Source organism: Ensifer sp. ENS09, assembly GCF_014852425.1.
Taxonomy (GTDB): domain Bacteria; phylum Pseudomonadota; class Alphaproteobacteria; order Rhizobiales; family Rhizobiaceae; genus Ensifer.
The window spans coordinates 1,217,613-1,240,844 of record NZ_JACVBP010000001.1; the positions used below are offsets into that span (position 1 = coordinate 1,217,613).

The window sequence follows — 23,232 nt, forward strand, 5'->3', positions numbered from 1 at the left end:
TAGCCTTTACTTCTGCCGGCAATCGACGTCGCCCACCCGCTGCGCCGCCTCGCCCTCGAAGGTCACCGTCGCCTCGCCCTTGGCCGTGCAATCGCCCTTTTCGCCGCTGCCGGCGCGGAAGTGCACGACAGGCTGGCCCTCGATCATGATGCTCGGCACGACCTCGTAGAGTTCCGGCGGGCAATTGGCGACGTCGGAGAGCCTGAGCGCCGGCTGCCCGCCGATCGTCACGCTGGAAGCACCCGAAAGCGCACAGGAAGGGATCGGCGCCCGTGCCTCCTCGGCCTTTGCCGGTGACATCGGCAAGGCGACGCACAGGCAGGCGATGGCGGCCACAACAGATTTCATTGATCCCTCCTCAATCTTCCCGTTTCGGCGGAACCTACCACATGGCGATGCCGTCTCAATATTCGGTCGGTATGCTCAAGAGCTCGGCATCGGGCGTATCGAGGAAGGCCCGGACCGTCTGCGGCAGGTGGCGCGAACCGAAGGACAGCACGCCGCAGCGCGAAAGCATCTGCCGCAAGTCCGGCTGTTCCCCGAGCGAGCGCCAGATCATCCGCGATGCGTAAGGCAGGTTCTCCTTGCGCCAGGAGACTCCCATGGTGGTGCCGCGCAGATAGACGCGCTGGTGCACTTCGAACGGCAGGAGGATCGTCTGCGCCAGCATCGGCTCCCGCCCGATGCTGCGCTCGGCGATGAAGATCCGGTTTCGCCAGAGAGTGACGAGGCCGACATATTTCGAGAACTGCTGGATCTCGTTTGCGGGATCGCGGATGCGCTCGATCGATTTCACCCGGATCGAGCCCGCCTCCTCGTAGATCCGCGCGCAGGAGCAGACGACTAACCCCGGCCAGGAAAGCGACACGTGATAGGTCTGATAGTAGCCTATATGACGCCTGAGGCCGGAGATGTCGCCCGGAAAGCCCTCAAGCAACAGGCCGGCATCCGAGCGATCCCGATCCGGCCGCGTCATGCGCGCCTCGAACTGTTTGGCCGGCAACGCGAAGTCTTTGGCGGAGAGCCCGAAGAAGCGGGCAATGCGCGCGACATTGTGCGCCGATGGCCGCGCCTCGCCGCCGATGTAGCGGTTGAACTGCTGCCGGTTGATGCCGATTTCGCGGCAGATCTGCGAGATCGACCGTCGCGTCGCACAGGCAAACTTGAGATTGGTGGCGAAGATGTCGATGTCGTGCACGATGCTTTCCGAACCCTATTTCATGCGCTTCCGATCCCTGTCGAACCGGAAGCATCCAGGTAGCGTAAAAGAGCGTAAACAAGCGTCAAGTCGCGAAATTGTGTGCCGGTCGGTAAACGCTAGGTTTTCCCTAACAAGCATCACTCCAAAGGGAACCCTAGAATGAGCGAATTCACCAAGCGTCCTGACGGCCTCCTTGTCCCGGCGAGCCTTTCTTCGACCGGCCTCAGCCGGCGCGGCTTCCTGGCCGGCACCGCAGCATTGGGCCTCGCGGCCGGTTTCGGCGGCACATTCGCCGCCACCGACGCAAGGGCTGAGCAGCCGAAGCGCGGCGGTCATCTGAAGCTCGGCCTCAAGGGCGGCGCCACGACGGATTCGCTCGATCCGGCGGCCTATAGCGGTTCCGTCTCCTTCGTCATCGGCCACCTCTGGGGCGACACGCTGGTCGAATCCGATCCGAAGACCGGCGCGCCGCTGCCCGCACTTGCCGAATCCTGGGAGCCTTCGGCCGATGCGTCGCAATGGACCTTCAAGATCCGCAGCGATGTGAGCTTCCACGACGGCAGCAAGCTGACGGTTGCCGACGTCGTCGCCACGCTGAAGCGCCATGCGGACGAAGGCTCCAAGTCCGGCGCGCTCGGGCTGATGCGCTCGATCAAGACGATCGAGGAGAAGGCAGGCAGCCTGGTTCTGACGCTCACCGAAGGCAATGCCGACCTGCCGCTGCTTCTGACCGACTACCACCTGATCGTCCAGCCGAAGGGCGGCGTCGACAATCCGGCCTCGCCCATCGGCACCGGTCCCTACAAGCTTTCAAGCTACGAGGCTGGCCTGCGCGCCACCTTTGAAAAGAACCCCGACGACTGGCGCTCCGACCGCGGCTTCGTCGACAGTGTCGAGATCATCGTGATGAACGACACGACGGCGCGCATCGCAGCTCTTTCGTCCGGCCAGGTGCACTTCATCAACAACATCGACCCGAAGACCGTGCCGCTCCTGAAGCGCGCCCCGCGCGTCGAAATCCTCAGAACCTCCGGCAAGGGCTTCTACAGCTTCCTGATGCATTGCGACACCGCGCCCTTCGACAACAACGACCTGCGGCTGGCACTGAAATATGCAGTCGACCGCCAGGCAATCCTCGACCGGGTGCTCGGCGGCTTCGGCACGCTCGGCAACGACTATCCGGTCAACGGCAACTATGCGCTGGCGCCTGAGGGCATCGAGCAGCGTACCTATGACCCGGACAAGGCCGCCTTCCACTTCAAGAAGTCCGGCCACGACAGGCCGATCCTCTTGCGCACCTCCGACGCCGCCTTCCCCGGGGCTTCCGACGCCGCCGTGCTCTTCCAGGAAAGCGCCAAGAAGGCCGGAATCGAGATCGAAGTGCGCCGCGAGCCGGAAGACGGCTACTGGACCAATGTCTGGAACGTGCAGCCCTTCTGCGCCTCCTATTGGGGCGGAAGGCCGACACAGGATTCGCGCTACTCGACCTCCTACCTCTCGACCGCCGAGTGGAACGACACGCGCTTCAAGCGCGAGGATTTCGACAAGCTGTTGCTTCAGGCCCGCTCCGAGCTCGACGAAGCCAAGCGCAAGGAGATGTATCACACCATGGCGATGACGGTGCGCGACGAAGGCGGGCTGATCCTGCCGGTCTTCAACGACTACGTGAACGCCGCCTCCGCCTCGCTCAAGGGCTTTGTCGACGACATCGGCAACGACCTCTCGAACGGCTATGTCGGTAGCCGCGTCTGGTTCGACAGCTAAGCCATTGCGATGAAAGCCGGACGCGAGTTCGCGTCCGGCATTTCCCGAGAAAACAAGAGAGATCGTTAGAACCACATGTCAGAACGCGAATTCACTGTCATCGAAAACGAATGGATCCGGCTGAAGGACGGCACCGAGCTTGCCGCCCGCATCTGGATGCCCGCCGGCGCTAAGGCCGATCCGGTTCCGGCCGTGCTCGAATACCTGCCCTACCGCAAGCAGGGCGGCACGAGCCTGCGTGACGAGTCCACCTACCCCGTCTTTGCCGCCGCCGGCATTGCCGGCGTCCGCGTCGACATTAGAGGCTCCGGCGAAAGCGAAGGCGTGATCGATGGCGAATATACGCCGCGCGAGCTTTCCGACGGCTGCGAGATCGTGGAATGGATCGCCGCCCAGCCCTGGTCCAACGGCAAGGTCGGCATGATGGGCATCTCCTGGGGCGGCTTCAACTGCCTGCAGGTCGCGGCCTTGAAGCCGCAGGCGCTGAAAGCCGTCATCTCCATCGCCTCCACGGTCGACCGCTACAACGACGACATCCACTACAAGAACGGCTGCCATCTCTCCGCCCAGCTGTCCTGGGCGGCGACGATGCTCGGCTACCAGTCGCGCTCGCCGGATCCCGCCATCGTCGGCGATCGCTGGAAGCAGATGTGGATGGAGCGGCTGGAAAAAGAGCCCTTCTTCATGGAGGAGTGGCTGGAGCACCAGCGTCGCGACGAATTCTGGCAGCACGGCTCGATCTGCGAAGATTTCGACAGGGTCGGCATCCCGGCGCTGGTCATCGCCGGCTGGGCCGACGGCTACCGCAACACGCCCTTGAAAGCGGTCGAAGGCCTTGGCGACAGGGCCAAGGCGCTGATCGGCCCCTGGGTGCACAAATACCCGCATTTCGCCTTTCCGAAGCCGCGCGCCGATTTCCATGGCGAGGCGATCCGCTGGTGGAACCGCTGGCTGCGCGACGAGGAAAACGGCGCAGAGAACGGGCCGCAGGTGCGTGCCTATATCCTCGACGGCCCGCGCCCGTCGCTTCGGCGCGACAGCGATCCCGGCCGCTGGGTGGCGAAGGACGCCTGGACCGCACCGGAAATGCAGCTCTTCGGCGTCTCGCATGACGGACGGCTGACGCCATCTGCCGGCGGCACCGGCATCGGTGAGGTCTACCTGAAATCGCCGCTCGATACCGGCACGGCATCCGGCGAATACTTCACGCTGAAGCCCGATGCCGAAATGGCCGGCGACCAGCGCATCGACGATGCCGGCTCGCTCGTCTTCGAAACCGCGCCGCTGCTGGAAGCCGCCGACTATCTCGGCCAGCCGACGCTGACCGTCGACGTCACCTGCCAGGCGCCGACCGCCAATCTTGCCGTGCGCCTCGTCGACGTGCATCCGGACGGTACCGCCACCCGCGTCGCCTTCGGCGTACTCAACCTTTCGCATCGCGACGGCAACGCCCAGCCGCGCGCCATGGAGCCCGGGCGCAAGACGCGGATCACGCTTACGCTCGATGCCTGCGGCTACCGCTTCCGCGCGGGAAATCGCATCCGGGTGTCGCTCTCGACCTCCTATTGGCCGCTGGTCCTTCCCACACCGACCGATCCGGGCCTTTCGATCGACACAGCAAGCCTCTCGCTCGCCCTGCCGCTGCTGGGCGCGCACAAGGAGATCGTCGTGCCCGAGCCGGAGAACCCCGATCCGCTGCCAAAGTATCGCGAGCTGACGCGCGGTATTTCGAGCCGCACCGTCGAGCGCGACATGACCCACGGCATGACCCACTACCGGATCTACGAGGACACCGGGCTCTCCGAACATCCGGATACGGGCCTTGCCACCCAGGACGTGCGCGACGAGACCTGGTCGATCGCACCGGACGACCCGCTGTCGATGATCGGCACTTCGACCTGGACCTGCGTCGCCAAGCGCGAGGGCTGGTCGGTGCGCACCGTCGCGACCTCGACGCTCCACTGCACACAGAACGAGTGGATCACCGAGGCCGAGGTCGTCGCCTACGAGGGAGACACGCCGATCTTCGAGAAGCACTTCAAGAAGCGCATCCCGCGCGATTTCATGTGAGCGGCACCCACGGAGCGGGCCGGCGGCCGATCGGCGCCACGCCCGGTCCGGCGGCCCTGTCTTGACATCGTCGGCACATCATTGTACCAATCGGTAAACACTTGACCGATTGGTACACAAATGCGCCATTTCTTCTCGCGTCATCAGCCTCCCGTTCATATCAACCGTGGCCTGATTGCCGGCATCGGCGGCCTCGTCGCCATCGCCGCCGTCGGCGCGCTGACAGGCCTTGTCGGCCACCCCATGCTGATGGCGCCCTTCGGCGCCAGCTGCGTGCTGATCTTCTCCGTCACGGCAAGCCCGCTGTCGCAGCCGGCCAACGTCGTCGGCGGCCACTTCGTCGCCACCCTCGTCGGCCTGGTCCTCAGGTCAGTCTTTCCGAATGAGTGGTGGGCGGTGGCGATCGCCGTCGGTGCGGCGATCGCGCTGATGGCGGCGTTGCGCGTCACCCATCCGCCGGCGGGCGCCAATCCGCTCGTCGTCTTTGCCGCCGATCCCGGCTTCGAATTCCTGCTCTTCCCGGTGCTGACCGGCTCGCTTATTCTCGTCGCCGTTGGCGCGCTGTTCCACCGCTTCGCCAAGGTCGAGTATCCGCTGGCGAGGAAACCCGCATGAGCCGCGTGGTCACCGAGCGAAAGGATGTCATCGCCATGCTTGCGGAAATCTTCCGCGAGCACGGCTATGACGGCACCAGCCTCAGCCTGATCACCGGGAAGACCGGGCTTGGCAAAGGCAGCCTCTACCACTTCTTCCCGGGCGGGAAGGAGGAGATGGCCGAGGCCGTGCTTGGCGATATCTCCGCCTGGTTCCGCACGTACATATTCGAGCCGCTGCGCAATGCCGAAGACCCCGCCGCGGCGCTGGATGCAATGTTTGCCGCCGTCGACGGCTACTTCCGCCAAGGCAGACGCCTCTGCCTGATGGGGGTGATCGCGACCAGCGGCGCCCACGACCGCTTTGCCCGCGAACTCAACCGCTATTTCTCCGACTGGCGCGCCGATCTTTCCGTCACCCTTGAACGCGCCGGCACGCCCGCTGCCGAGTGCGACGGCCTTGCCGAGGAAATCGTCGGCGGCATCCAGGGCGCGCTGATCCTTGCGCGAAGCCTCGAGGACCCCGGCGCCTTCGGGCGGGTGCTGACCCGCCTCAAGGCGCGGTGCCTCACCGTATCATCGTAAAGCAGGCGACCAGGCTTCCTCCCCTCACCCAAATTGACAAAAATCAGATCGTCGCTTGAGCCAGCCTTGACAATCGCCTTTGCGCGCGGATATTAACCGATAAGTTAAATAACTCTACGGTTAAAGACTGGGCGCATTGGGGCGCCCAGAGGAGGAGGATTCATGACAGCGGCGACCGCAAACGCAGCACGCAAGGATATCAGCTTGGAAATCGTGCGCGACTTCGAGGCGCCGATAAACCTCGTCTTCAAGGTCTGGTCGACGCCGGAGCATCTGTTGCGGTGGTGGGGGCCGCGGGATTTCACGCCGCATTCGGTCAACATGGACTTCCGTCCGGGCGGCGCGTGGCGCGCCTGCATCCGCTCGCCCGAAGGCCAGGACTATTGGATGAGCGGCATCTTTCGCGAAGTGCGCGCGCCCGAGAAGCTGGTCTTCACCTTCGCCTGGGATGAAGACGGCGAGCCCGGCAGCGACACGCTGATCACCGTTTCCTTTGCCGATATCGGCGGCAAGACGCGGCTCACCTTCCAGCAAACACCATTCGAGACCGTCGAAGAGCGCGATTCGCACCAGGATGGCTGGGGCGAGTGCCTCGAGCGGCTCAGGGATTATGTCGACCATGTCTGAGATTTCGAACTTTGAAACCGAAAACGCGCCCGGTCCGAAGGCGACCCGGCGCGAGTGGATCGGGCTCGCCGTGCTGGCGCTGCCCTGCATGCTCTATTCCATGGACCTGACGGTGCTGAACCTCGCCGTCCCGCAGCTTGCCGAACAGCTCAAGCCCTCGGCCGCCCAGCTTCTCTGGATCATCGATATCTACGGCTTCATGGTCGCAGGCTCGCTGATCACCATGGGCACGCTCGGCGACCGCATCGGCCGCCGGCGGCTGCTGATGATCGGCTCTGTCGCCTTTGGCCTGGCGTCGATCTTCGCCGCCTTTGCCTGGAATGCCGAGACGCTGATCATCGCGCGTGCCGTGCTCGGCGTGGCGGCGGCGACCCTTGCGCCCTCCACCCTCTCGCTCATCCGCAACATGTTCCTCGACGATCGGCAGCGCACCTTTGCGATCGGGGTGTGGATCGCCAGCTTCTCCGCCGGCGGCGCCATCGGCCCCGTGGTCGGCGGGCTGATGCTGTCGCAATTCTGGTGGGGCTCGGTCTTCCTGCTCGCCGTGCCGGTCATGGTGCTGATCCTCATCCTCGGCCCGATCCTCCTGCCGGAATTCCGCGATCCCGAGGCCGGCCGGATCGACCTCGTCAGCGCCGCCCAGTCGCTCGTCGCCGTGCTTTCGGTGATCTACGGCATGAAGCACGTTGCCGAGGCCGGCTTCGATACGATCGCGGCCTTCTTCATCCTGCTCGGCATCGTCGTCGCGATCCTGTTTGCGCGGCGCCAGCTCCGTCTCGCCGACCCGCTGATCGATCTGGCCCTGTTCAGGACGCCGGCCTTCAGTGCCGCCCTTGGCGTCAACATTCTCGGCCTCTTCGTCGGCTTCGGCGCCTTCCTGTTCGTGGCGCAGTACCTGCAGCTGGTGCTCGGGCTCACCCCCTTCGTCGCCGGTCTCTGGTCCGTGCCGACGGGCGTGGCGATGATCGTCGCGTCGGTGACCGTGCCGATGCTTGCCACCCGTTTTGCCGCCTCCAACCTGATTGCGGCGGGCTTCGTGCTGACGGCGATCGGCTTTGCCATCTGCACCCAGGTCGGCACCGAAAGCAGCCCGCTGCTGGTGACGACCGGTCTTGTAGTGCTCTGCCTCGGCTTTGCCCCGGTCGGCACGCTGACGACGGATATGATCGTCGGCTCGGCACCGCCGGAGCGCGCCGGTGCCGCGTCCGCCATCTCCGAGACCAGCTTCGAGTTCGGCGGCGCGCTCGGCATCGCCGTGCTCGGCAGCCTTTTGACCTCCGCCTACCGCGGCCGCATGGACCAGCTGGTGGTCACCGGCCTGCCGGAGGAAACCGTTGCCGCCGCCCGCCAGACACTCGGCGGTGCGGTCGCCGTGGCTGCCGACCTGCCACCTGCAGAGGCAGAGCGGCTGCTGACGGCGGCGCGCGACGTCTTCACCCAGTCCTTCGCCTTCACCGCCTCGATCTGCGTGCTGCTATCGCTCGGCACCGCACTCATCGCCTTCCTGCTCCTGCGCAAGGCCAGCGATGACGGTGACGGCAAGGCGCAGGTGGCCGCCGACCAGCCGGCGCATTCGGGCAACGCGGGATAACGGTGCCCGGCGCCAGACGCCAGACGCCAGACGCCAGACCAGAAACGCAAACTAGCGCAGATCTCAAGCGGCGCCGGCCTCGGCCGGCGGGTGGTGAACTGCGCCCAATCCCAGGGAGGAAACCGATGAAGAAGCTCTATCGCGGCAGCTGCCACTGCAAGGCTGTCACCTTCGAAGGCCAGCTCGATCTTGCCGAGGGCATCCGCCGCTGCAACTGCTCCTTCTGCGCCAAGACGCGCATGCAAAAGGCCTTTGCGCTGCGCGAGGAGTTCGAGATCACGTCAGGCAAGGACCTTCTGACAAGCTATCGGGCCGACAATTCGAGCTGGATCGAAGGCGACGTCGATCACTACTTTTGCAGCCGCTGCGGTGTCCGGCCCTTCTCGCGCGGCTACCACAAGGATTTCAGCGGCCATTTCTACGCGGTCAATGTCGCCTGCCTCGATGGCGTCAGCGACGCGGAACTCGCCGCGGCGCCGATCATCTATGAAAACGGCCGCGACGACGACCACTTCAACACGCCCGCCGACACGCGCTTCATGTAGGCGCGGCCGCCTGTCAGGCGACGGTCAGCGCCCGGAGCGCATCGAGCGCCCGCTCGGCATCCGCTTCCGGCACGAAGATATGGTCGTGGTAATAGGCGGCGATCACATTGGCGCTGATGCCCTCGCGCGTCAGCGCCGCAGAAACGGCGGCCGTCAGGCCGACCGCTTCGAGCGCTGAATGCACGTTGAGCGTGATGCGGCGTAGCAACGGGCCGTAGCCGAGCCCCGCCCCGTCGGCGGCAGCGCGGGTAACGACCAGCGTCAGCCCCTCGTCCTCGCGATAGGTGGCCAGCGGCTCCAGCGCCTCGTAGCGCGCCGCGTCCCGATAGGCGACGGTGCAATAGACATAGGTCTGCGGAAACAGCACCGGGCTCATCGTCGCCAGGAGTTTCGCGAGATCCGTTTCTCCAGCCATGGCATCGTCCCCTGCTCTCGGCGCCTCATATCCGTCCGGTGGTAGCGGATCGTCACGTTGGCGTGAAGCACGCGATCGCGATTTGACCGTTGCCAATCCCATGAAAACATGAGGTCATCGAACGTCCGGCACTGAAGCCGGACGATGGGAGGACGCGATGGCGCGCAGCAAGTCGGCACAGATCGCAGGCAGACCTTTCATGAACCTGGCAGCGGCAGTCTTTGCCGCGCTGATGGCATCGGCGCCGGTCGCCGCCGCCCAGGAACCGGCCGTCTCAATTCCGCCGCCTTCGCTCGACGAGAAATCATCCGCATCGACGGAAATCGCCGTCTTTGCCGGCGGCTGCTTCTGGGGCGTTCAGGGCGTCTTCCAGCACCTCAAAGGCGTGAAGAAGGCCGTCTCCGGCTATGCCGGTGGCACGGCGGCAACCGCCGACTACGAGACGGTGAGCGGCGGCAAGACCGGCCACGCGGAATCGGTGGAAGTGACATTCGATCCGCGCGAAGTGACCTATGGCCGGCTGCTGCAGGTGTTCTTCTCCGTCGCCCACAATCCGACGCAACTCAACTATCAGGGGCCGGATCATGGTCCCCAGTATCGCTCGGCGCTCTTTGCCGTCACGGATGAACAGAAGCGGATCGCCGATGCCTATATAGACCAGCTCGGCAAGTCTGGCGCCTTCCCGGCGAGGATCGTCACGCAGGTCTCGCCCTTCAAGGGATTCTACGCCGCCGAGGACTATCATCAGGATTTCCTGACCCGTAACCCGACCCATCCCTACATCGTCTATAACGACCTGCCGAAGATCGAGAACCTGAGGACCCTGTTCCCTGACGCTTTCCAGGCAAATCCGGTGCTGGTGTTCAAGGCGAAGAGCTAGAGCCGTTCCAGCCGACCCGACGGTTCGGCGCTGCCGCGCCCGATGCCAGCGCGTCAGCGCGTTCCGACGAGAACGGTAATGCCTTCCGCCAGCCGGCGGAAGCCGTCCCGCGCGCCCTCGCTCATATGCCGCGCCCTGAGCCAGGCATGGATCATCTGCGGCTCCTCGCGGAAGGTGACGTTGACGCCGGCGGCCGCAAGCCGGGCGGCATAGAGGCGGGCATCGTCGCGCAAGGGATCGAAGAAGGCGCCGGTGATGTAGCTCGGCGGCAGGCCGGAAAGGTCCGTTTCCGCCAAGGGGGCGGCGAAAGGATTGTCAGCCGGCGCCTTCAGGATATCGCGATAGTAGCTGACATCGGCGGTCGTCAGCCCCGGCGCCTCGGCCATTTCCTCGTAAGATCCCGATACGAGATCGCCGCCAAGGCCCGGATAGATCAGCGCCTGGCCGACAATGCCCTTGAGACCTTCCGCCCGAGCCTTCAGAATAATGCCCGCCGTCAGGTTTCCGCCGGCGCTGTCGCCGGCAACGACAACAGGACAGCCATCGGACAGCAATTCCTTCAGCACCGTGTAGCAATCGTCGAACGCGGCCGGCCAGACCTGTTCGGGCGCCAGGCGATAATCGACCGAAACCAGTTCGGCGTGGGCGAAATCGGAGAGTTCAGCGCAGATCGCATCATGGCTGTCGAGCGAGCCGACGACAAAGCCGCCGCCGTGGATGTAGTAGATACGCGCCTCGGTCGAAACCGTTGCCGGCGTGTAGTGCCGGATCGGGATGCGGCCATCGACGAGCGTGTCTTCGCGTGTAAGCCCTTTCGGGCTCGGCGCATCGAATTCGGCGCAGAGCGCATCGTACCATTTGCGCTGCTGATCGATCGAGGCATCGACCGCATCGGCCGGATAGAAGTCCTCGCAGCGGCGATGGAAAGCGAGGATACCGGGCTCGCTCGGCATCGGTTTGGCGCTTGCCCTGTTGTCCATTTCACGTCCTCGCTCGATCAAGCGGCATCACTGGCATTCACGTCACGGGAGCAGGTCGGCTCAGAATTTGCGGGGTTGATAACACCACCCCCTGCAATTACTGATTTAGATTTAGACCTCCTACCTACAATCCGCTCCGATTCTCTGTCCCGTGGTGTCTCCATGAAAGTATTGCAGGCCTTTCGCAATCGCCATCCTGTTTGCGCCGTATTGATCGGCTTCTTCGTCGCGCCGGCTATCATGATGGCCTATCTCGGGCGCTGGAAGCTCGCCCTGTTGTATTTCGTGGCGGAGGTCGCGCTGTACTTTGGTGGATCCTGGGCGATAGCGGTAGCCTCCGGTACCGGCGACGCGACGTGGCTGGGGAGCCTTGCGCTGCTGGCATTCCGGGTTCTCGGCGCGATGCACGGCTATCGGCTCGCCGGCGGGCTTCCATCGGGTCACGCCTTTCCCTGGTATGCCCGTTGGTACAGCCTCGTTCTGATCTTCATCGCCGCACCCATCGCCTTCACGTCGCTGCTGTTTCAATTTTTCAGCATGCCGGCGAATTCGATGTACCCGACGCTTCAGCCCGGCGACCGTGTCGTCGCGAACAAGTTTGCCTATGGCTACGGCAAGTTCTCGCTTCCCTTCAGAAGTGGGCCACAATCGAAGATCTTTGCGCGCAAGCCGGAACGGGGTGATCTCGTTGTTTTTGCCAGCCCGGGCCAGCCCGACATCGACTACATCAAACGCGTCATCGGCTTGCCCGGCGACAAGGTGCAATTGAGGGGTGGCTACCTTTACATCAACGGACAAGCTGCGCCGAAGCAGCAAATAGAAGTGCAGCAGAGTAGCGACGTCAGGGACGGCGCGTTCGCAATCTATAGCGAGTCGCTGCCCAACGATCGCGCCTACCGCCTGGCCGAAGACAAGCCTGTCGCCGACACGCCGGAATTCATCGTCCCCGACGGCCAATATTTCGTGCTCGGCGACAACAGGAACCGCAGCATCGACAGTCGGCACGACATCGGTTTCGTTCCCGAGGACAACATTTTTGCGAAGGTCGCCCTGGTCCTGTTCAACGACCGCGATGGTTTCGACCGCTTCGGATGGGTGAACTGACGCAAGCCAAACAAAGCGCGGCGTCACGGCGACCGACGGCGCCGCGCAAACGAGCAAGGTTCACCCGCTTGCCAGCCGCGCCCCACACCTATTAACTCGCGCCATGGCCTTCACTTTCAGACAGTTGCAGTATTTCGTCGCCGTTGCCGAACAGGGGTCGATCACCCGTGCGGCGCAGAATCTGTCGATCTCGCAATCCTCGATCACCGAGGCGATCAAGGAGCTTGAAGGCGATCTCGGCGTCGAGCTTTTCGACCGGCACCCGCGCGGCCTGTCGATCACCCATAACGGCCACCAGTTCCTGCGCCACGCCACCAAGATCCTCTCCAATGTCTCCGACGCCCGTCGGAGTTTCTCCGACAGCCGCGAGGAGACCGGCGGCAAGCTCAATCTCGGCGTCACCTCGCTCGTTGCGGGCTATGTGCTTTCCGATCTGCTTGCCCGCTACCGCCGCGCCTGCCCCGGTGTCGAGGTCAGCGCCATCGAGGACAACGGCTCCTATCTCGAACATCTCCTGATCGGCGGCGAACTCGACGTCGCCGTCATGGTCATCTCCAACCTGCGCGACCGCATGGCGCTGCAGGCGGAGATCCTCGAGACTTCGCCCTATCGCCTGTGGCTGCCGATCGGCCATCCGCTCGTCAGTGCCGATATCATCTCCGTCAGCGATATCGCCAAGGAACCGCTGATCATGCTGACGGTCGATGAAATCGAGGAGAACACCGGCAAGCTTTTGTCCGCACTTGGCGCCCGCCCGCATGTCGCCTTCCGCACCCGCTCGGTCGAAGCGGTGCGCAGCCTGGTGGCGACAGGCGCCGGCATCGCGCTTTTGCCTGACCTCGTCTACCGCCCCTGGTCGCTGGAAGGCGACCGCATCGAGAGCCGCGACGTGTCGGGCGCGCTTCCCGTCGTGCAGGTCGGCATGGTCTGGCGCAAGGGCTCCGGCCTGCCACAATCGGCGCGCGATTTCGTCGGTATCGCCGAAGCGCTCCGAAGCGCCAGGCCGCGCTAATTCCCTGGATTTATTAGTCTTCTCCCGCCGCTGACCACACCTTTGGCGTGCCTCCCGACTATAGATATCGGAAAAACCGAAAACGACATTCTGTTTAATGAATTTGCGAATACGGTGAAATGAAGGCACGCTTCATCCTGGGAACGAAGCCGCAAAACGCGGCTCAAAACTGGGAGAATTCAGATGAAGCAGATGCTCAAATCCTGCACGGCATTGACCCTGTCGCTCGGCCTTGTCGCCCCGGCCTTCGCGCAGGAGCCGCTGAAAGAACTCGGCAAGGGCGAAGGCGAACTCTCCATCGTCGCCTGGGCCGGCTACATCGAGCGCGGCGAGACCGACAAGGCCTATGACTGGGTCACGGATTTCGAAAAGCAGACCGGCTGCAAGGTCTCGGTCAAGACTGCCGCCACCTCGGACGAAATGGTGGCGCTGATGAACGAAGGCGGCTTCGACCTCGTCACCGCCTCGGGCGACGCGTCGCTGCGTCTCGTCGCCGGCAAGCGCGTCCAGCCGATCAACACCGATCTCATCCCGAGCTGGAAGACCATCGACGAGCGCATGCAGAACGCGCCCTGGTACACGGTCAACGGCGTTCATTACGGCACGCCTTACGTCTGGGGCCCGAACGTGCTGATGTACAACAAGGACGCCTTCAAGGGCGAAGCGCCTAAGAGCTGGAACGTCGTCTTCGAGGAAATGAACCTGCCCGACGGCAAGTCCAACAAGGGCCGCGTCCAGGCCTATGACGGCCCGATCCACGTGGCTGACGCTGCCAACTACCTGATGGCGCACAAGCCGGAACTCGGCATCAAGGACCCCTACGAGCTCAACGAAGACCAGTACAAGGCAGCACTCGAGCTGCTGCGTGGCCAGCGCAAGATCGTCGGCCGCTACTGGCACGACGCGATGATCCAGATCGACGACTTCAAGAACGAAGGCGTCGTCGCCTCGGGCTCCTGGCCGTTCCAGGTCAACCTGATGGAAGCCGAGAAGCTGCCGATCGCCTCGACCATTCCGGAAGAAGGCGTGACAGGATGGGCCGACACGACCATGCTGCATGCCGATAGCCAGCATCCGAACTGCGCCTATATGTGGATGGAGCACTCGCTGTCGCCGAAGGTCCAGGGTGACGTCTCCGCCTGGTTCGGCGCCAACCCGTCGGTCGGTGCGGCCTGCAAGGGCAACGAACTCCTGACCGATGCCGGCTGCAAGACCAACGGCTACGAGGACTTCGACAAGGTCAAGTTCTGGAAGACGCCGGTGACGAAGTGCGCAAGCCAGGGCGAATGCGTGCCCTATCACCGCTGGGTCTCCGACTATATCGGCGTGATCGGCGGCCGCTGAGCCGTCGGACCTATCGCAAGCATTTGCCCCTCACCCTGCCCCTCTCCCCGCACGCGGGGAGAGGGAACGCCCCCGGCCAAACCGCAGGGCGTGAACCTGAGGCAAGACGCCCGCCGCACGTCCCCTTCGCCCCGCCTGCGGGGAGAAGGTGCCCGGCAGGGCGGATGAGGGGCCACATTTCCGGAGCCAGACAATGACCACCGCCGTTCTCTTCGATAATGTTTCCCGCCATTTCGGCGCCGTGCGCGCCGTCGATGGCGTGAACCTCGAAATTGCCGAGGGCGAGTTCTTCGCCATGCTCGGCCCCTCAGGCTCCGGCAAGACCACGTGTCTGCGCCTGATGGCCGGCTTCGAGCAGCCGACCGGCGGCCACATCGAGATCTTCGGCGAAACGGCCGAGGGCGTGCCGCCCTATCGCCGCAGCGTCAACACCGTCTTCCAGGACTATGCCCTCTTCCCGCATCTCTCGATCCTCGACAACGTCGCCTACGGGCTGATGGTCAAGGGCGTCAGCCGCGAGGAACGCCGCAAGGCGGCCGAGGACGCGCTCGCCATGGTCAAGCTGCCGGGCTATGGCACCCGCCGTCCAGGCCAGCTCTCCGGCGGCCAGCGTCAGCGCGTGGCGCTTGCCCGCGCGCTCGTCAACAAGCCCAAGGTGCTGCTGCTCGACGAGCCGCTCGGCGCGCTCGATCTGAAACTGCGCGAGCAGATGCAGGAGGAGCTGAAGAGCCTGCAGAAATCGCTCGGCATCACCTTCGTCTTCGTCACCCACGACCAGGGCGAGGCGCTGTCGATGGCCGACCGCATCGCCGTCTTCAACGATGGCCGCATCCAGCAGCTCGGCAGCCCGGAAGACGTCTACAAGCAGCCGAAGACGCGGTTCGTCGCAGACTTCGTCGGCTCGTCCAACGTGCTGCCGCAAAAGCTCTGCCAGCGGCTCGGGCTGAAGGCACCCTCCGCCAGCCTGCGTCCCGAGGCGATCGTCCTCGCCCAGCCGGTAGATGGCGCGCTCAGCCTGTCGGGCACCGTCTCGGCCCACAGCTTCCTCGGCGCCGTCAACCGCGTCGTCGTCGATGTCGATGGCGCCCGCGTTGCCGTTGCCAGCCCCGCAGCCCTTGCCGTGCCCGCGCTCGGCAGCCCCGTCACCATCAGCTTCGCCGCCAACGAGCTGCACCCGATGGAGGACGCATGACCGCCTTTGCCGAACCCCTCGTTTTGCCTGAACGCCGCGGCCCCGCCGGCCGCCTGTCGGACTTCTTCTGGCGTCACCCGCACCTGCTTCTGACGCTGATGCTCGCGCCGCCGCTGCTCTGGCTCGGCGTCGTCTATCTCGGCTCGCTCTTCGCGCTTCTGCTGCAGAGCTTCTTCTCAATCGACGATTTCTCGGGCCTCATCAATTACGAGTTCACCTTCGCGACCTATCGCCAGCTCTTGAGCGAGACCAATCTCGACATCATCCTGCGCACCGTCTTGATGGCCGCGACCGTCACCGTCGCTTCCGCCATCATCGCCTTCCCGATCGCCTATTACGCCGCGCGCTACGCCCAGGGGAAATGGAAGGTGCTCTTCTATCTCGGCGTCATGCTGCCGCTCTGGTCGAGCTATCTGGTTAAGATCTACGCCTGGAAGCTGATCCTCGCCAAGGAAGGGATCCTCACCTGGATCTTCGGCAAGCTGCACCTGCTCTGGCTGCTCGACGGCTGGCTCGCGCTGCCTATCGTCGGCGGCAACTCGCTCTCCGTCAGCTACACCGGCACCTTCATCGTGTTCGTCTATGTCTGGCTGCCCTTCATGATCCTGCCAATCCAGGCGGCACTGGAGCGCGTGCCCGGCAATCTGATCGAGGCCTCCTCCGACCTCGGCGGCACGCCGGCGCAGACCTTCCGTTTCGTGCTGTTTCCGCTGGCGCTGCCCGGCATCGTCGCCGGCTCGATCTTCACCTTCTCGCTGACGCTCGGCGATTACATCATCCCGCAGATCGTCGGCTCGTCGCGCCTCTTCATCGGCCAGGCGGTCTACGCCCAGCAGGGCACCGCCGGCAACATCCCGCTCGCCGCCGCCTTCACTGTCGTCCCGATCGTCATCATGGGCGCCTACCTGTTCATGGCCAAACGCATGGGGGCCTTCGATGCGCTCTGATCGCCTCAACCGCTCGCCGATGGGCCTGAAGCTCGCGGCCGCCGCCGGCCTCGCCTTCCTGCACCTGCCGATCCTGCTGATCTTCCTCTACGCCTTTACAACAGAGGAAAAGAGCTACCAGTTCCCACCGCCGGGGCTGACGACGCAATGGTTCGCCGTTGCCTGGAACCGGCCCGACGTCTGGGCGGCGCTGACGCTCTCGGTCAAGGTCGCCTCAATCGCAACCGCGGTCGCGCTGGTGCTCGGCACGCTCTGCGCCGCCGCCGTCAGCCAGACGCGCTTCTTCGGCCGCGAGACGGTCTCGCTGCTGGTCATCCTGCCGATCGCGTTGCCCGGTATCATCACCGGCATTGCGCTGCGCTCCGCCTTCTCGATGGCCGATATTCCATTTTCCTTCTGGACCATCGTGCTCGGCCACGCGACCTTCTGCATCGTCGTCGTCTACAACAATGCGGTCGCGCGCTTCCGGCGGATTTCCGGCTCGCTGATCGAGGCCTCGATGGACCTTGGCGCCGACGGCTTCCAGACCTTCCGCTACATCATCCTGCCCAACATCGGCACGGCTCTGCTTGCCGGCGGCATGCTCGCCTTCGCGCTCTCCTTCGACGAGGTGATCGTCACCACCTTCACTGCCGGCCAGCAGTCCACGCTGCCGATCTGGATGCTCGAAGAGCTGATCCGCCCGCGCCAGCGCCCGGTGACCAATGTGGTTGCCATGGTCGTGGTGCTCGTCACTTTCCTGCCGATCCTCGGCGCCTACTACCTCACCCGCGACGGCGACCAGATCGCCGGCGCCGGCAAGTAACTCGACTTTCAAGGGAGAACAGACATGGACACCCAACTGCTGATCGGATCGCGCTTCGAGGCCGGCACCGAGGCCGACGAACACATCCTGAACCCGCGGACGGGCGGCAAGATCGTCGATCTGCCGGAAGCCTCGCACGCCCAGGTCGAGGCAGCCGTCGACGCCGCAGAAAGCGCCTTCACCAGCTGGTCACAGACGACACCGGCCGAGCGCTCCAACTATCTCTTGAAGATCGCCGACGCGATCGAGAAGGATGCCGACGGCTTTGCAGCCCTTGAGGCGCTGAACTGCGGTAAGCCGATCAACGCGGTGAGGAACGACGAAATCCCCGCGATCGTCGACTGCTGGCGCTTCTTCGCCGGTGCGGTGCGCAACCTGCATGCGCCGACCGCGGGCGAATACCTGCCCGGCCACACCTCGATGATCCGTCGCGACCCGATCGGCATCGTCGGCTCGATCGCGCCCTGGAACTATCCGCTGATGATGATGGCCTGGAAGCTGGCGCCGGCAATCGCCGGCGGCAATACCGTCGTCTTCAAGCCCTCCGAGCAGACGCCGCTGACGGCGCTGAAGCTTGCTCGCGTGCTCGCCGACATCCTGCCGGAAGGCGTCGTCAATGTTGTCAGCGGCCGCGGCGAGACCGTCGGCAACGCGCTGATCAACCACCCGAAGATCTCGATGGTCTCGATCACCGGCGACATCGCCACCGGCAAGAAGGTGCTGGCGGCGGCCGCCAAGACCGTCAAGCGCACCCATCTGGAACTCGGCGGCAAGGCTCCGGTCATCGTCTATGACGACGCCGACCTCGAAGCCGTCGTCAACGGCATCCGCACCTTCGGCTATTACAATGCCGGCCAGGACTGCACCGCAGCCTGCCGCATCTACGCCGAAGCCGGCATCTACGAGAAGCTGGTCGCCGACCTCACCGCGGCCGTTTCGACCATCCGCTACAATCTCGCCGACGACACCGAAAACGAGATCGGCCCCTTGATCTCGCGTCGCCAGCGCGATCGTGTCGCAAGCTTTGTCGAGCGCGCCGCCGACCAGAAGCACATCGAGATCACCACCGGCGGGGCCGCCGGCAGCGCCGACGGCTTCTTCTTCCAGCCGACGGTTGTGGCCGGCGCCACACAGGAGGATGAGATCGTGCGGCGCGAAGTCTTCGGCCCGGTCGTCTCCGTCACCCGCTTCACCGGTAAGGATGACGCAATCGCCTGGGCCAACGACAGCGACTACGGGCTTGCGTCCTCCGTCTGGACCAAGGACATCTCCCGGGCGATGAAGGCGGCGTCCCGCCTGCAATATGGCTGCACCTGGATCAACACGCATTTCATGCTGACCAACGAGATGCCGCATGGCGGCGTCAAGCAGTCGGGCTACGGCAAGGACATGTCGGTCTATGCGCTCGAGGACTACACCGCCGTTCGCCACATCATGATCAACCACGGCTGAGGCTCACCGCCCCGGACGCGGAGAATGCATGCAAACGAAACAAACGGGAGGAGTTTGCGATGTACCGTCGTCAATTGCTTGTTGCAGCTGGGGCTCTCGGCCTCAGCGCCCTCGTGCTTAAGCCGGCGGCCTTTGCCGCCGACGCGGCACCCGATGTGGTCGCGGCCTATGTCGCGGCCTGGAACGCCCATGACTCGAGCAAGGCCGCATCCTACTTCGCCGACGACGTCACCTATTACGACGCGTCGGTCGGCAAGCCGGTCATCGGCAAGGATGCCGCCAAGACCGGCGTCATCGACAATTTCCTGAACGCCGCTCCCGATGCCGTCTGGACCATGAAGGGTGATCCGATCGCCAGCGGCGACAAGGTCTCCTTCGAATGGGAGTTCTCCGGCACCAATTCCGGCGCCTGGGCCGATGGCACAGCTGCGACCAACAAGAGCTTCAAGTTCACCGGCGCCTCGGTCTTCACCGTCAAGGATGGCAAGATCGCCACCCAGAACGACTATTACGACGCGCTCGGCTTCTACAAGCAGCTCGGCCTGATGCAATAGGCGAGCCCGATGGCCGCAGGCTCCGGCTTGCGGCCATCGCATCCGCGCCTGAAATCATGAGCATAAAACTCATAAATGACTTGCACAGCACGAAATCATGAGTAACACGATCACCTTATGAGTTTCTGACCACGCTCAGAAGGTGTCCAATGCTTGCAGGACGGCGTTCGTCTACGGCTGTAGTTCCGATCGGGCTTGCCCATGCGCGGGTGACGCGATGACGGCTGCTGTTTCCGAACAGGTCATGGCGACCGGCGGTCCCAAGGCATTGTCGGCCGCCTTTGCCGGCCCCCATGCCTGGTGCAACGAGAAGATGGTGCTCGCGGACGAACTGTCCGACGGCGTGGCGTTGACGGATTTCTTTTCCTCCGGCGCCTTCGATCGGGCGCTCGACATCTACACGGAAAAGTCCGGCGCCAGCGACCGGCGCGCCGTCGCCTCCATGTGGTCGCTCTATTACTTCTCCGCCCTCACCATCCCCTATCTGGTGGCGCGCGTTCTCGACCACCATGTCCTTCCTGTCTCCTTCGACCGCATGAAGGTGGCGCTTGCCGAGGACGGCCTGCCCCGCGCCTTCGGCGTCGCCACCTCGGGCGATTGGCAAGAGGGAGACGACAGCGACGTTTTCGCGACACTTGCCCCCTTGATGCAGGGGCATCTGCGCGAGGTCGTCGGCCACCTCAAATCCGTCGGCGGCATCGCCCCGAAGCTCGCCTGGAACAATGCGCTCGTCTATATCGACTATGCGCTGCGCGCCTCCGGCATCGAGCCGCTGAACGCGCAGGCCGACGCGCTGATCGGCAGCAAGTCCCTGCCGGACGGCACGCCCAACCCCTTCTTCGATTGCCTGCGGCACGAGGAGAAAGACGGCGCGCGTGTCTGCCGGCGCAAGATCTGCTGCCTGCGCTATCTGCTGCCCGGGGTTCCGAGCTGCGGCAGCCTCTGTGCCCTCCCGAGCCAAAGGAACCAATAGGTTTTGTCTTCCCGCTTCCCCTTCCCGGCCGTCCTGCGGCTGACGCTCGTTGTCATCACCGCCCTGCTTTTTGCCGTCTCCGCCCGCGCCGAAGGCATCTGGCCGATGACCGTCACCGATGCGGTCGGCCGCGAGGTGACGATACCGGCAAAGCCGAAGGCGATCCTGCTTGGAAGCGGCTTCAACCTCGTCGCCCTGTCGCTCATCCATCCCGATCCCGTCAGCCTGCTTGCCGCCTGGTCCGGCGATATGAAGACCGACAACCCCGAGATCTACGAGAGCTTCCGGCGGAAATTCCCTGCGATCGCCGACGTGCCGCAGATCGACGACGGCACCGGCCCGGGCCTCTCCTTCGAGACGCTGCTGACGGTGAAGGCCGATCTCGCGCTACTCAATAACTGGCAATCCGACACCGAGTCCGGCAGGCGCGCCATCGAGTACCTGACCGGCATCGGCGTGCCTGTGGTGGTGGTCGATTTCAACAACGACGCGCTGACCGGCACGCCGCGCATGATGCGTTTGCTCGGCCGCATCCTCGAACGGGACGAACAGGCCGAAGCTTTCGCCCGGTTCTACGAGGACAAGCTCAAGCTGATCCGCGACCGCATCGCCGCCAAGCCGGAACCGCGCCCGCTGGTGCTGATGGATGCCTTCCCCCAGCCCGACCGCTGTTGCTGGGCCTATGGCACCGGCGGTCTCGGCGAATTCCTGACGGTGGCCGGCGGCCGCAACTTTGCCGAAGGCGTGCTGCCGCGGCCGGGCGGCACCGTCAACGCCGAGGCGATCATGGCCGCCAATCCGGAAATCTATATCGCCACCTCCTCGCCCGGCGGCAAATACGGCACGCTCTCGATCGGCCCCGGCGTCAGCGAAGACGAAGCGCGCGAGACGCTGGCCCGCACCATCGAGGCGCCGGCGCTGAAGACCATCCGCGCCATCGAGGAAAAGCGCGTGCACGGTCTCTGGAACTTCTTCAACGCGATCCCGCTAAACATCGTCGCCGCCGAAGCCTTCGCCACCTGGATCCGGCCGGATCTGTTCAGCGATCTCGATCCGCAAAAGAGCCTTGCCGAGATCAACGCCCGCTTCGCCGCGGTGCCCTTCGAAGGCACCTACTGGGTGGACCTGACACCCGCCAGATAGGGAGGCGTCCTGCACACGCGGGCGCGGGAGCGCATGACCTGGTCACGCGTGTTCACCAATTCGTCAGGGTGCTTCCTTTCGTCCGACGCCCCGGCGTGTTGCCAGTCGGCGCCCACCCTATATAAAGGCCAGGTGGTGGAGCGCGCCGTTCCGAGAAGGCGAGCGTCGCTGTAACACGTTGATCGGCTGCACGATTTCTCTGTTGCGTCGATTCCGGACCAAGGAATGATGCGGGGTTGAGGAGGATCTTGATGCTGTGGTTGATTGCGTTACCGCTGGGTCTTGTGGTCGTGTATCTGGCAGCGCGCTTCAGCCGTTTTCGTCATTGGGCCGAACCGATCCTTTCCGTCGCCGTGGCGCTCGGCCTGCTCGTCGCCTTCATCATCTGGTTTGTCGACCGCGACGGCCGCACGCCTCCCGCTCCGAAGCCCGTCGAGACGACGCAACCGGCCGGCCTCACGGCCGCCGATGTCGCCCTGGAAGGCCTGACCTTCGAGCAGAGCCAGCCGGAAAGAAGCTTCCGGCTGCGCGGCACCGTGACGAACAAAGGACCGCAACTGCTCGAATATTTCCGCCTTGCGGTCACGCTCGAAAACTGCCCCGACGGCAATTGCGAGACGATCGGCAACGACACAGCACTGATCCTCGCCCGTGTGCCAGCGGGCCAGAGCCGTTCGTTCGAAACCTTCCTCACCTTCCCCAACCGCGAGGGCGAAAGCCTGACGGCGCCGAAATGGACGACCGATATCCGGGAAGTCCGCGGCGCCAACCGCTAATCGGCGGCGCGAGAGAGACAAGGAGCTAAGCGTTAGCCCACGTCTGCCCGCGCCCGACCGTCAAGCCGCTGCGGGGCGCTGCAAAGCCTCAACGAGCTTCGCCGTCGACAGCACCTCGGCAAATTCCGCCCGCAGGGTCGCCACATGGGCACGGTGGATGTCGTGCGCCGAAATCACTCCGCCTTCGCCGTCCGGCTGGTCGAAGCAGTCGCAGGCATCCTCGACGAGGATCATGCGGTAGCCGAGATTGGCGCCGACGCGCACCGAGGTCGAGACGCACATGTCGGTGGAAATGCCGAAGGCGACGACCGTGTCGACGCCGAGACGACGCAGGCGCAGATCGAGATCCGTACCGATAAAGGCGGCGTTGACGCCCTTGGTGACGAGCGCCTCGTCTCCCATCGGTCCGAAACCGGGCCTGAAACCGTTGCCGGGGGCGCCCAGCGAAAGCGTCGAACCGGGCATGACGCTGTCGTGACGCACGTGAATGACCGGCCGACCGCTTGCCCGCCAGGCGGCAAGGAGCGCAAGGCCGTTTTCATCGACCGCGTCGTTCCAGCGGCGCGGCCAGGGGGCGCTGTCAAAGGCCTGCTGCATGTCGATCGGCAGCAGCACGGCATTCTCGGGGATATTCAGTTTGGGCATGGAAAGGCTCCGTTGTTGCAGGGAGACGCTATCT

The 23,232-nt window shown here is 64.4% G+C and carries 24 protein-coding genes; 19 read left to right on the forward strand and 5 right to left on the reverse strand.

The genetic code is table 11. The annotated features are described in order from the left end of the window. Nucleotides 1-6 precede the first annotated feature (6 nt). Together IB267_RS06060 and IB267_RS06065 are read right to left on the reverse strand one after the other, a co-directional pair. Nucleotides 7-348 carry a PAAR domain-containing protein gene (locus IB267_RS06060; RefSeq protein WP_192446819.1) on the reverse strand — a complete coding sequence of 114 codons (342 nt, stop codon included), beginning with the start codon at nt 346-348 and terminating at the stop codon, nt 7-9. A gap of 55 nt (nt 349-403) precedes the next feature. Further along, nucleotides 404-1,189 (reverse strand): helix-turn-helix transcriptional regulator, encoded by a 786-nt coding sequence (locus tag IB267_RS06065; RefSeq protein ID WP_192447197.1) that lies wholly within the window; start codon nt 1,187-1,189, stop codon nt 404-406. Between the two features lie 171 nt (nt 1,190-1,360). Between IB267_RS06065 and IB267_RS06070 the strand changes: the two genes are divergently transcribed. The 7 genes from IB267_RS06070 (at nt 1,361) to IB267_RS06100 (ending at nt 8,976) form a co-directional block, all read left to right on the forward strand. Next, nucleotides 1,361-2,965 carry an ABC transporter substrate-binding protein gene (locus IB267_RS06070; RefSeq protein ID WP_192446820.1) on the forward strand — a complete coding sequence of 535 codons (1,605 nt, stop codon included), beginning with the start codon at nt 1,361-1,363 and terminating at the stop codon, nt 2,963-2,965. 75 nt (nt 2,966-3,040) lie between these two features. Further along, nucleotides 3,041-5,035 carry a CocE/NonD family hydrolase gene (locus tag IB267_RS06075; RefSeq protein WP_192446821.1) on the forward strand — a complete coding sequence of 665 codons (1,995 nt, stop codon included), beginning with the start codon at nt 3,041-3,043 and terminating at the stop codon, nt 5,033-5,035. Nucleotides 5,036-5,155: 120 nt separating this feature from the next. Continuing rightward, nucleotides 5,156-5,650 carry an HPP family protein gene (locus IB267_RS06080; RefSeq protein ID WP_192446822.1) on the forward strand — a complete coding sequence of 165 codons (495 nt, stop codon included), beginning with the start codon at nt 5,156-5,158 and terminating at the stop codon, nt 5,648-5,650. Next, on the forward strand, nt 5,647-6,213 hold the full coding sequence (locus IB267_RS06085) for a TetR/AcrR family transcriptional regulator (protein WP_192446823.1): 567 nt from the start codon (nt 5,647-5,649) through the stop codon (nt 6,211-6,213). Before IB267_RS06080 ends, IB267_RS06085 begins: the two co-directional genes overlap by 4 nt. Before the next feature lie 162 nt (nt 6,214-6,375). Beyond that, nucleotides 6,376-6,840 carry an SRPBCC domain-containing protein gene (locus IB267_RS06090; protein WP_192446824.1) on the forward strand — a complete coding sequence of 155 codons (465 nt, stop codon included), beginning with the start codon at nt 6,376-6,378 and terminating at the stop codon, nt 6,838-6,840. Next, nucleotides 6,833-8,431, forward strand: a complete 1,599-nt coding sequence (locus IB267_RS06095; protein WP_192446825.1) for an MFS transporter — start codon at nt 6,833-6,835, stop codon at nt 8,429-8,431. The genes IB267_RS06090 and IB267_RS06095 overlap by 8 nt, the downstream gene beginning before the upstream one ends. Before the next feature lie 125 nt (nt 8,432-8,556). Then, the gene (locus IB267_RS06100; RefSeq protein ID WP_192446826.1) at nt 8,557-8,976 is read left to right on the forward strand and encodes a GFA family protein; all 420 of its coding nucleotides are present in this window, start codon (nt 8,557-8,559) and stop codon (nt 8,974-8,976) included. Between the two features lie 13 nt (nt 8,977-8,989). Here the strand turns inward: IB267_RS06100 and IB267_RS06105 are convergent, their stop codons facing one another. Beyond that, nucleotides 8,990-9,391 carry an ACT domain-containing protein gene (locus IB267_RS06105; RefSeq protein WP_192446827.1) on the reverse strand — a complete coding sequence of 134 codons (402 nt, stop codon included), beginning with the start codon at nt 9,389-9,391 and terminating at the stop codon, nt 8,990-8,992. Nucleotides 9,392-9,590: 199 nt separating this feature from the next. Here IB267_RS06105 and msrA point away from each other — a divergent pair, with 199 nt between their 5' ends. Then, on the forward strand, nt 9,591-10,271 hold the full coding sequence (gene msrA / locus IB267_RS06110; RefSeq protein WP_192447198.1) for a peptide-methionine (S)-S-oxide reductase MsrA: 681 nt from the start codon (nt 9,591-9,593) through the stop codon (nt 10,269-10,271). A gap of 53 nt (nt 10,272-10,324) precedes the next feature. On the opposite strand, the gene IB267_RS06115 is transcribed toward msrA, so the two are convergent. Continuing rightward, a complete protein-coding gene (locus IB267_RS06115) occupies nt 10,325-11,251 on the reverse strand; it encodes an alpha/beta hydrolase (protein WP_192446828.1) in 927 nt (308 codons plus the stop codon). A 171-nt stretch (nt 11,252-11,422) separates the two neighbouring features. Between IB267_RS06115 and lepB the strand changes: the two genes are divergently transcribed. The 11 genes from lepB (at nt 11,423) to IB267_RS06170 (ending at nt 22,553) form a co-directional block, all read left to right on the forward strand. Next, nucleotides 11,423-12,355 (forward strand): signal peptidase I, encoded by a 933-nt coding sequence (gene lepB / locus IB267_RS06120; protein ID WP_192446829.1) that lies wholly within the window; start codon nt 11,423-11,425, stop codon nt 12,353-12,355. A 103-nt stretch (nt 12,356-12,458) separates the two neighbouring features. Beyond that, nucleotides 12,459-13,367, forward strand: a complete 909-nt coding sequence (locus IB267_RS06125; RefSeq protein WP_029742595.1) for a LysR family transcriptional regulator — start codon at nt 12,459-12,461, stop codon at nt 13,365-13,367. 183 nt (nt 13,368-13,550) lie between these two features. Continuing rightward, on the forward strand, nt 13,551-14,711 hold the full coding sequence (locus IB267_RS06130) for an ABC transporter substrate-binding protein (RefSeq protein ID WP_043624660.1): 1,161 nt from the start codon (nt 13,551-13,553) through the stop codon (nt 14,709-14,711). Nucleotides 14,712-14,904: 193 nt separating this feature from the next. Further along, a complete protein-coding gene (locus IB267_RS06135) occupies nt 14,905-15,903 on the forward strand; it encodes an ABC transporter ATP-binding protein (protein ID WP_192446830.1) in 999 nt (332 codons plus the stop codon). Further along, nucleotides 15,900-16,850 carry an ABC transporter permease gene (locus IB267_RS06140; RefSeq protein WP_192446831.1) on the forward strand — a complete coding sequence of 317 codons (951 nt, stop codon included), beginning with the start codon at nt 15,900-15,902 and terminating at the stop codon, nt 16,848-16,850. The genes IB267_RS06135 and IB267_RS06140 overlap by 4 nt, the downstream gene beginning before the upstream one ends. Then, entirely contained in the window at nt 16,840-17,655 is an 816-nt protein-coding gene (locus IB267_RS06145; RefSeq protein WP_192446832.1) for an ABC transporter permease, read from the forward strand. The genes IB267_RS06140 and IB267_RS06145 overlap by 11 nt, the downstream gene beginning before the upstream one ends. A gap of 24 nt (nt 17,656-17,679) precedes the next feature. Next, a complete protein-coding gene (locus IB267_RS06150) occupies nt 17,680-19,107 on the forward strand; it encodes a gamma-aminobutyraldehyde dehydrogenase (RefSeq protein WP_192446833.1) in 1,428 nt (475 codons plus the stop codon). Nucleotides 19,108-19,166: 59 nt separating this feature from the next. Continuing rightward, nucleotides 19,167-19,661: an ester cyclase gene (locus IB267_RS06155; protein ID WP_192446834.1), complete on the forward strand. Its 495-nt coding sequence runs from the start codon at nt 19,167-19,169 to the stop codon at nt 19,659-19,661. A 217-nt stretch (nt 19,662-19,878) separates the two neighbouring features. Then, on the forward strand, nt 19,879-20,634 hold the full coding sequence (gene fhuF / locus IB267_RS06160; RefSeq protein WP_246810552.1) for a siderophore-iron reductase FhuF: 756 nt from the start codon (nt 19,879-19,881) through the stop codon (nt 20,632-20,634). A gap of 33 nt (nt 20,635-20,667) precedes the next feature. Beyond that, nucleotides 20,668-21,777 (forward strand): ABC transporter substrate-binding protein, encoded by a 1,110-nt coding sequence (locus IB267_RS06165; RefSeq protein WP_192447200.1) that lies wholly within the window; start codon nt 20,668-20,670, stop codon nt 21,775-21,777. Between the two features lie 251 nt (nt 21,778-22,028). Next, a complete protein-coding gene (locus tag IB267_RS06170; RefSeq protein WP_192446835.1) occupies nt 22,029-22,553 on the forward strand; it encodes a hypothetical protein in 525 nt (174 codons plus the stop codon). A 60-nt stretch (nt 22,554-22,613) separates the two neighbouring features. Here the strand turns inward: IB267_RS06170 and IB267_RS06175 are convergent, their stop codons facing one another. Then, the gene (locus tag IB267_RS06175; RefSeq protein WP_192446836.1) at nt 22,614-23,198 is read right to left on the reverse strand and encodes a cysteine hydrolase family protein; all 585 of its coding nucleotides are present in this window, start codon (nt 23,196-23,198) and stop codon (nt 22,614-22,616) included. Nucleotides 23,199-23,232 lie beyond the last annotated feature (34 nt).

Bases quoted from the DNA above. Each gene is read 5' to 3' on its own strand.
- IB267_RS06060 (WP_192446819.1), bottom strand. From the start codon at position 348: ATGAAATCTGTTGTGGCCGCCATCGCCTGCCTGTGCGTCGCCTTGCCG.
- IB267_RS06070 (WP_192446820.1), top strand. From the start codon at position 1,361: ATGAGCGAATTCACCAAGCGTCCTGACGGCCTCCTTGTCCCGGCGAGC.
- IB267_RS06075 (WP_192446821.1), top strand. From the start codon at position 3,041: ATGTCAGAACGCGAATTCACTGTCATCGAAAACGAATGGATCCGGCTG.
- IB267_RS06080 (WP_192446822.1), top strand. From the start codon at position 5,156: ATGCGCCATTTCTTCTCGCGTCATCAGCCTCCCGTTCATATCAACCGT.
- IB267_RS06085 (WP_192446823.1), top strand. From the start codon at position 5,647: ATGAGCCGCGTGGTCACCGAGCGAAAGGATGTCATCGCCATGCTTGCG.
- IB267_RS06090 (WP_192446824.1), top strand. From the start codon at position 6,376: ATGACAGCGGCGACCGCAAACGCAGCACGCAAGGATATCAGCTTGGAA.
- IB267_RS06095 (WP_192446825.1), top strand. From the start codon at position 6,833: ATGTCTGAGATTTCGAACTTTGAAACCGAAAACGCGCCCGGTCCGAAG.
- IB267_RS06100 (WP_192446826.1), top strand. From the start codon at position 8,557: ATGAAGAAGCTCTATCGCGGCAGCTGCCACTGCAAGGCTGTCACCTTC.
- IB267_RS06105 (WP_192446827.1), bottom strand. From the start codon at position 9,391: ATGGCTGGAGAAACGGATCTCGCGAAACTCCTGGCGACGATGAGCCCG.
- msrA (WP_192447198.1), top strand. From the start codon at position 9,591: ATGAACCTGGCAGCGGCAGTCTTTGCCGCGCTGATGGCATCGGCGCCG.
- IB267_RS06115 (WP_192446828.1), bottom strand. From the start codon at position 11,251: ATGGACAACAGGGCAAGCGCCAAACCGATGCCGAGCGAGCCCGGTATC.
- IB267_RS06125 (WP_029742595.1), top strand. From the start codon at position 12,459: ATGGCCTTCACTTTCAGACAGTTGCAGTATTTCGTCGCCGTTGCCGAA.
- IB267_RS06130 (WP_043624660.1), top strand. From the start codon at position 13,551: ATGAAGCAGATGCTCAAATCCTGCACGGCATTGACCCTGTCGCTCGGC.
- IB267_RS06135 (WP_192446830.1), top strand. From the start codon at position 14,905: ATGACCACCGCCGTTCTCTTCGATAATGTTTCCCGCCATTTCGGCGCC.
- IB267_RS06140 (WP_192446831.1), top strand. From the start codon at position 15,900: ATGACCGCCTTTGCCGAACCCCTCGTTTTGCCTGAACGCCGCGGCCCC.
- IB267_RS06145 (WP_192446832.1), top strand. From the start codon at position 16,840: ATGCGCTCTGATCGCCTCAACCGCTCGCCGATGGGCCTGAAGCTCGCG.
- IB267_RS06150 (WP_192446833.1), top strand. From the start codon at position 17,680: ATGGACACCCAACTGCTGATCGGATCGCGCTTCGAGGCCGGCACCGAG.
- IB267_RS06155 (WP_192446834.1), top strand. From the start codon at position 19,167: ATGTACCGTCGTCAATTGCTTGTTGCAGCTGGGGCTCTCGGCCTCAGC.
- fhuF (WP_246810552.1), top strand. From the start codon at position 19,879: ATGACGGCTGCTGTTTCCGAACAGGTCATGGCGACCGGCGGTCCCAAG.
- IB267_RS06170 (WP_192446835.1), top strand. From the start codon at position 22,029: ATGCTGTGGTTGATTGCGTTACCGCTGGGTCTTGTGGTCGTGTATCTG.
- IB267_RS06175 (WP_192446836.1), bottom strand. From the start codon at position 23,198: ATGCCCAAACTGAATATCCCCGAGAATGCCGTGCTGCTGCCGATCGAC.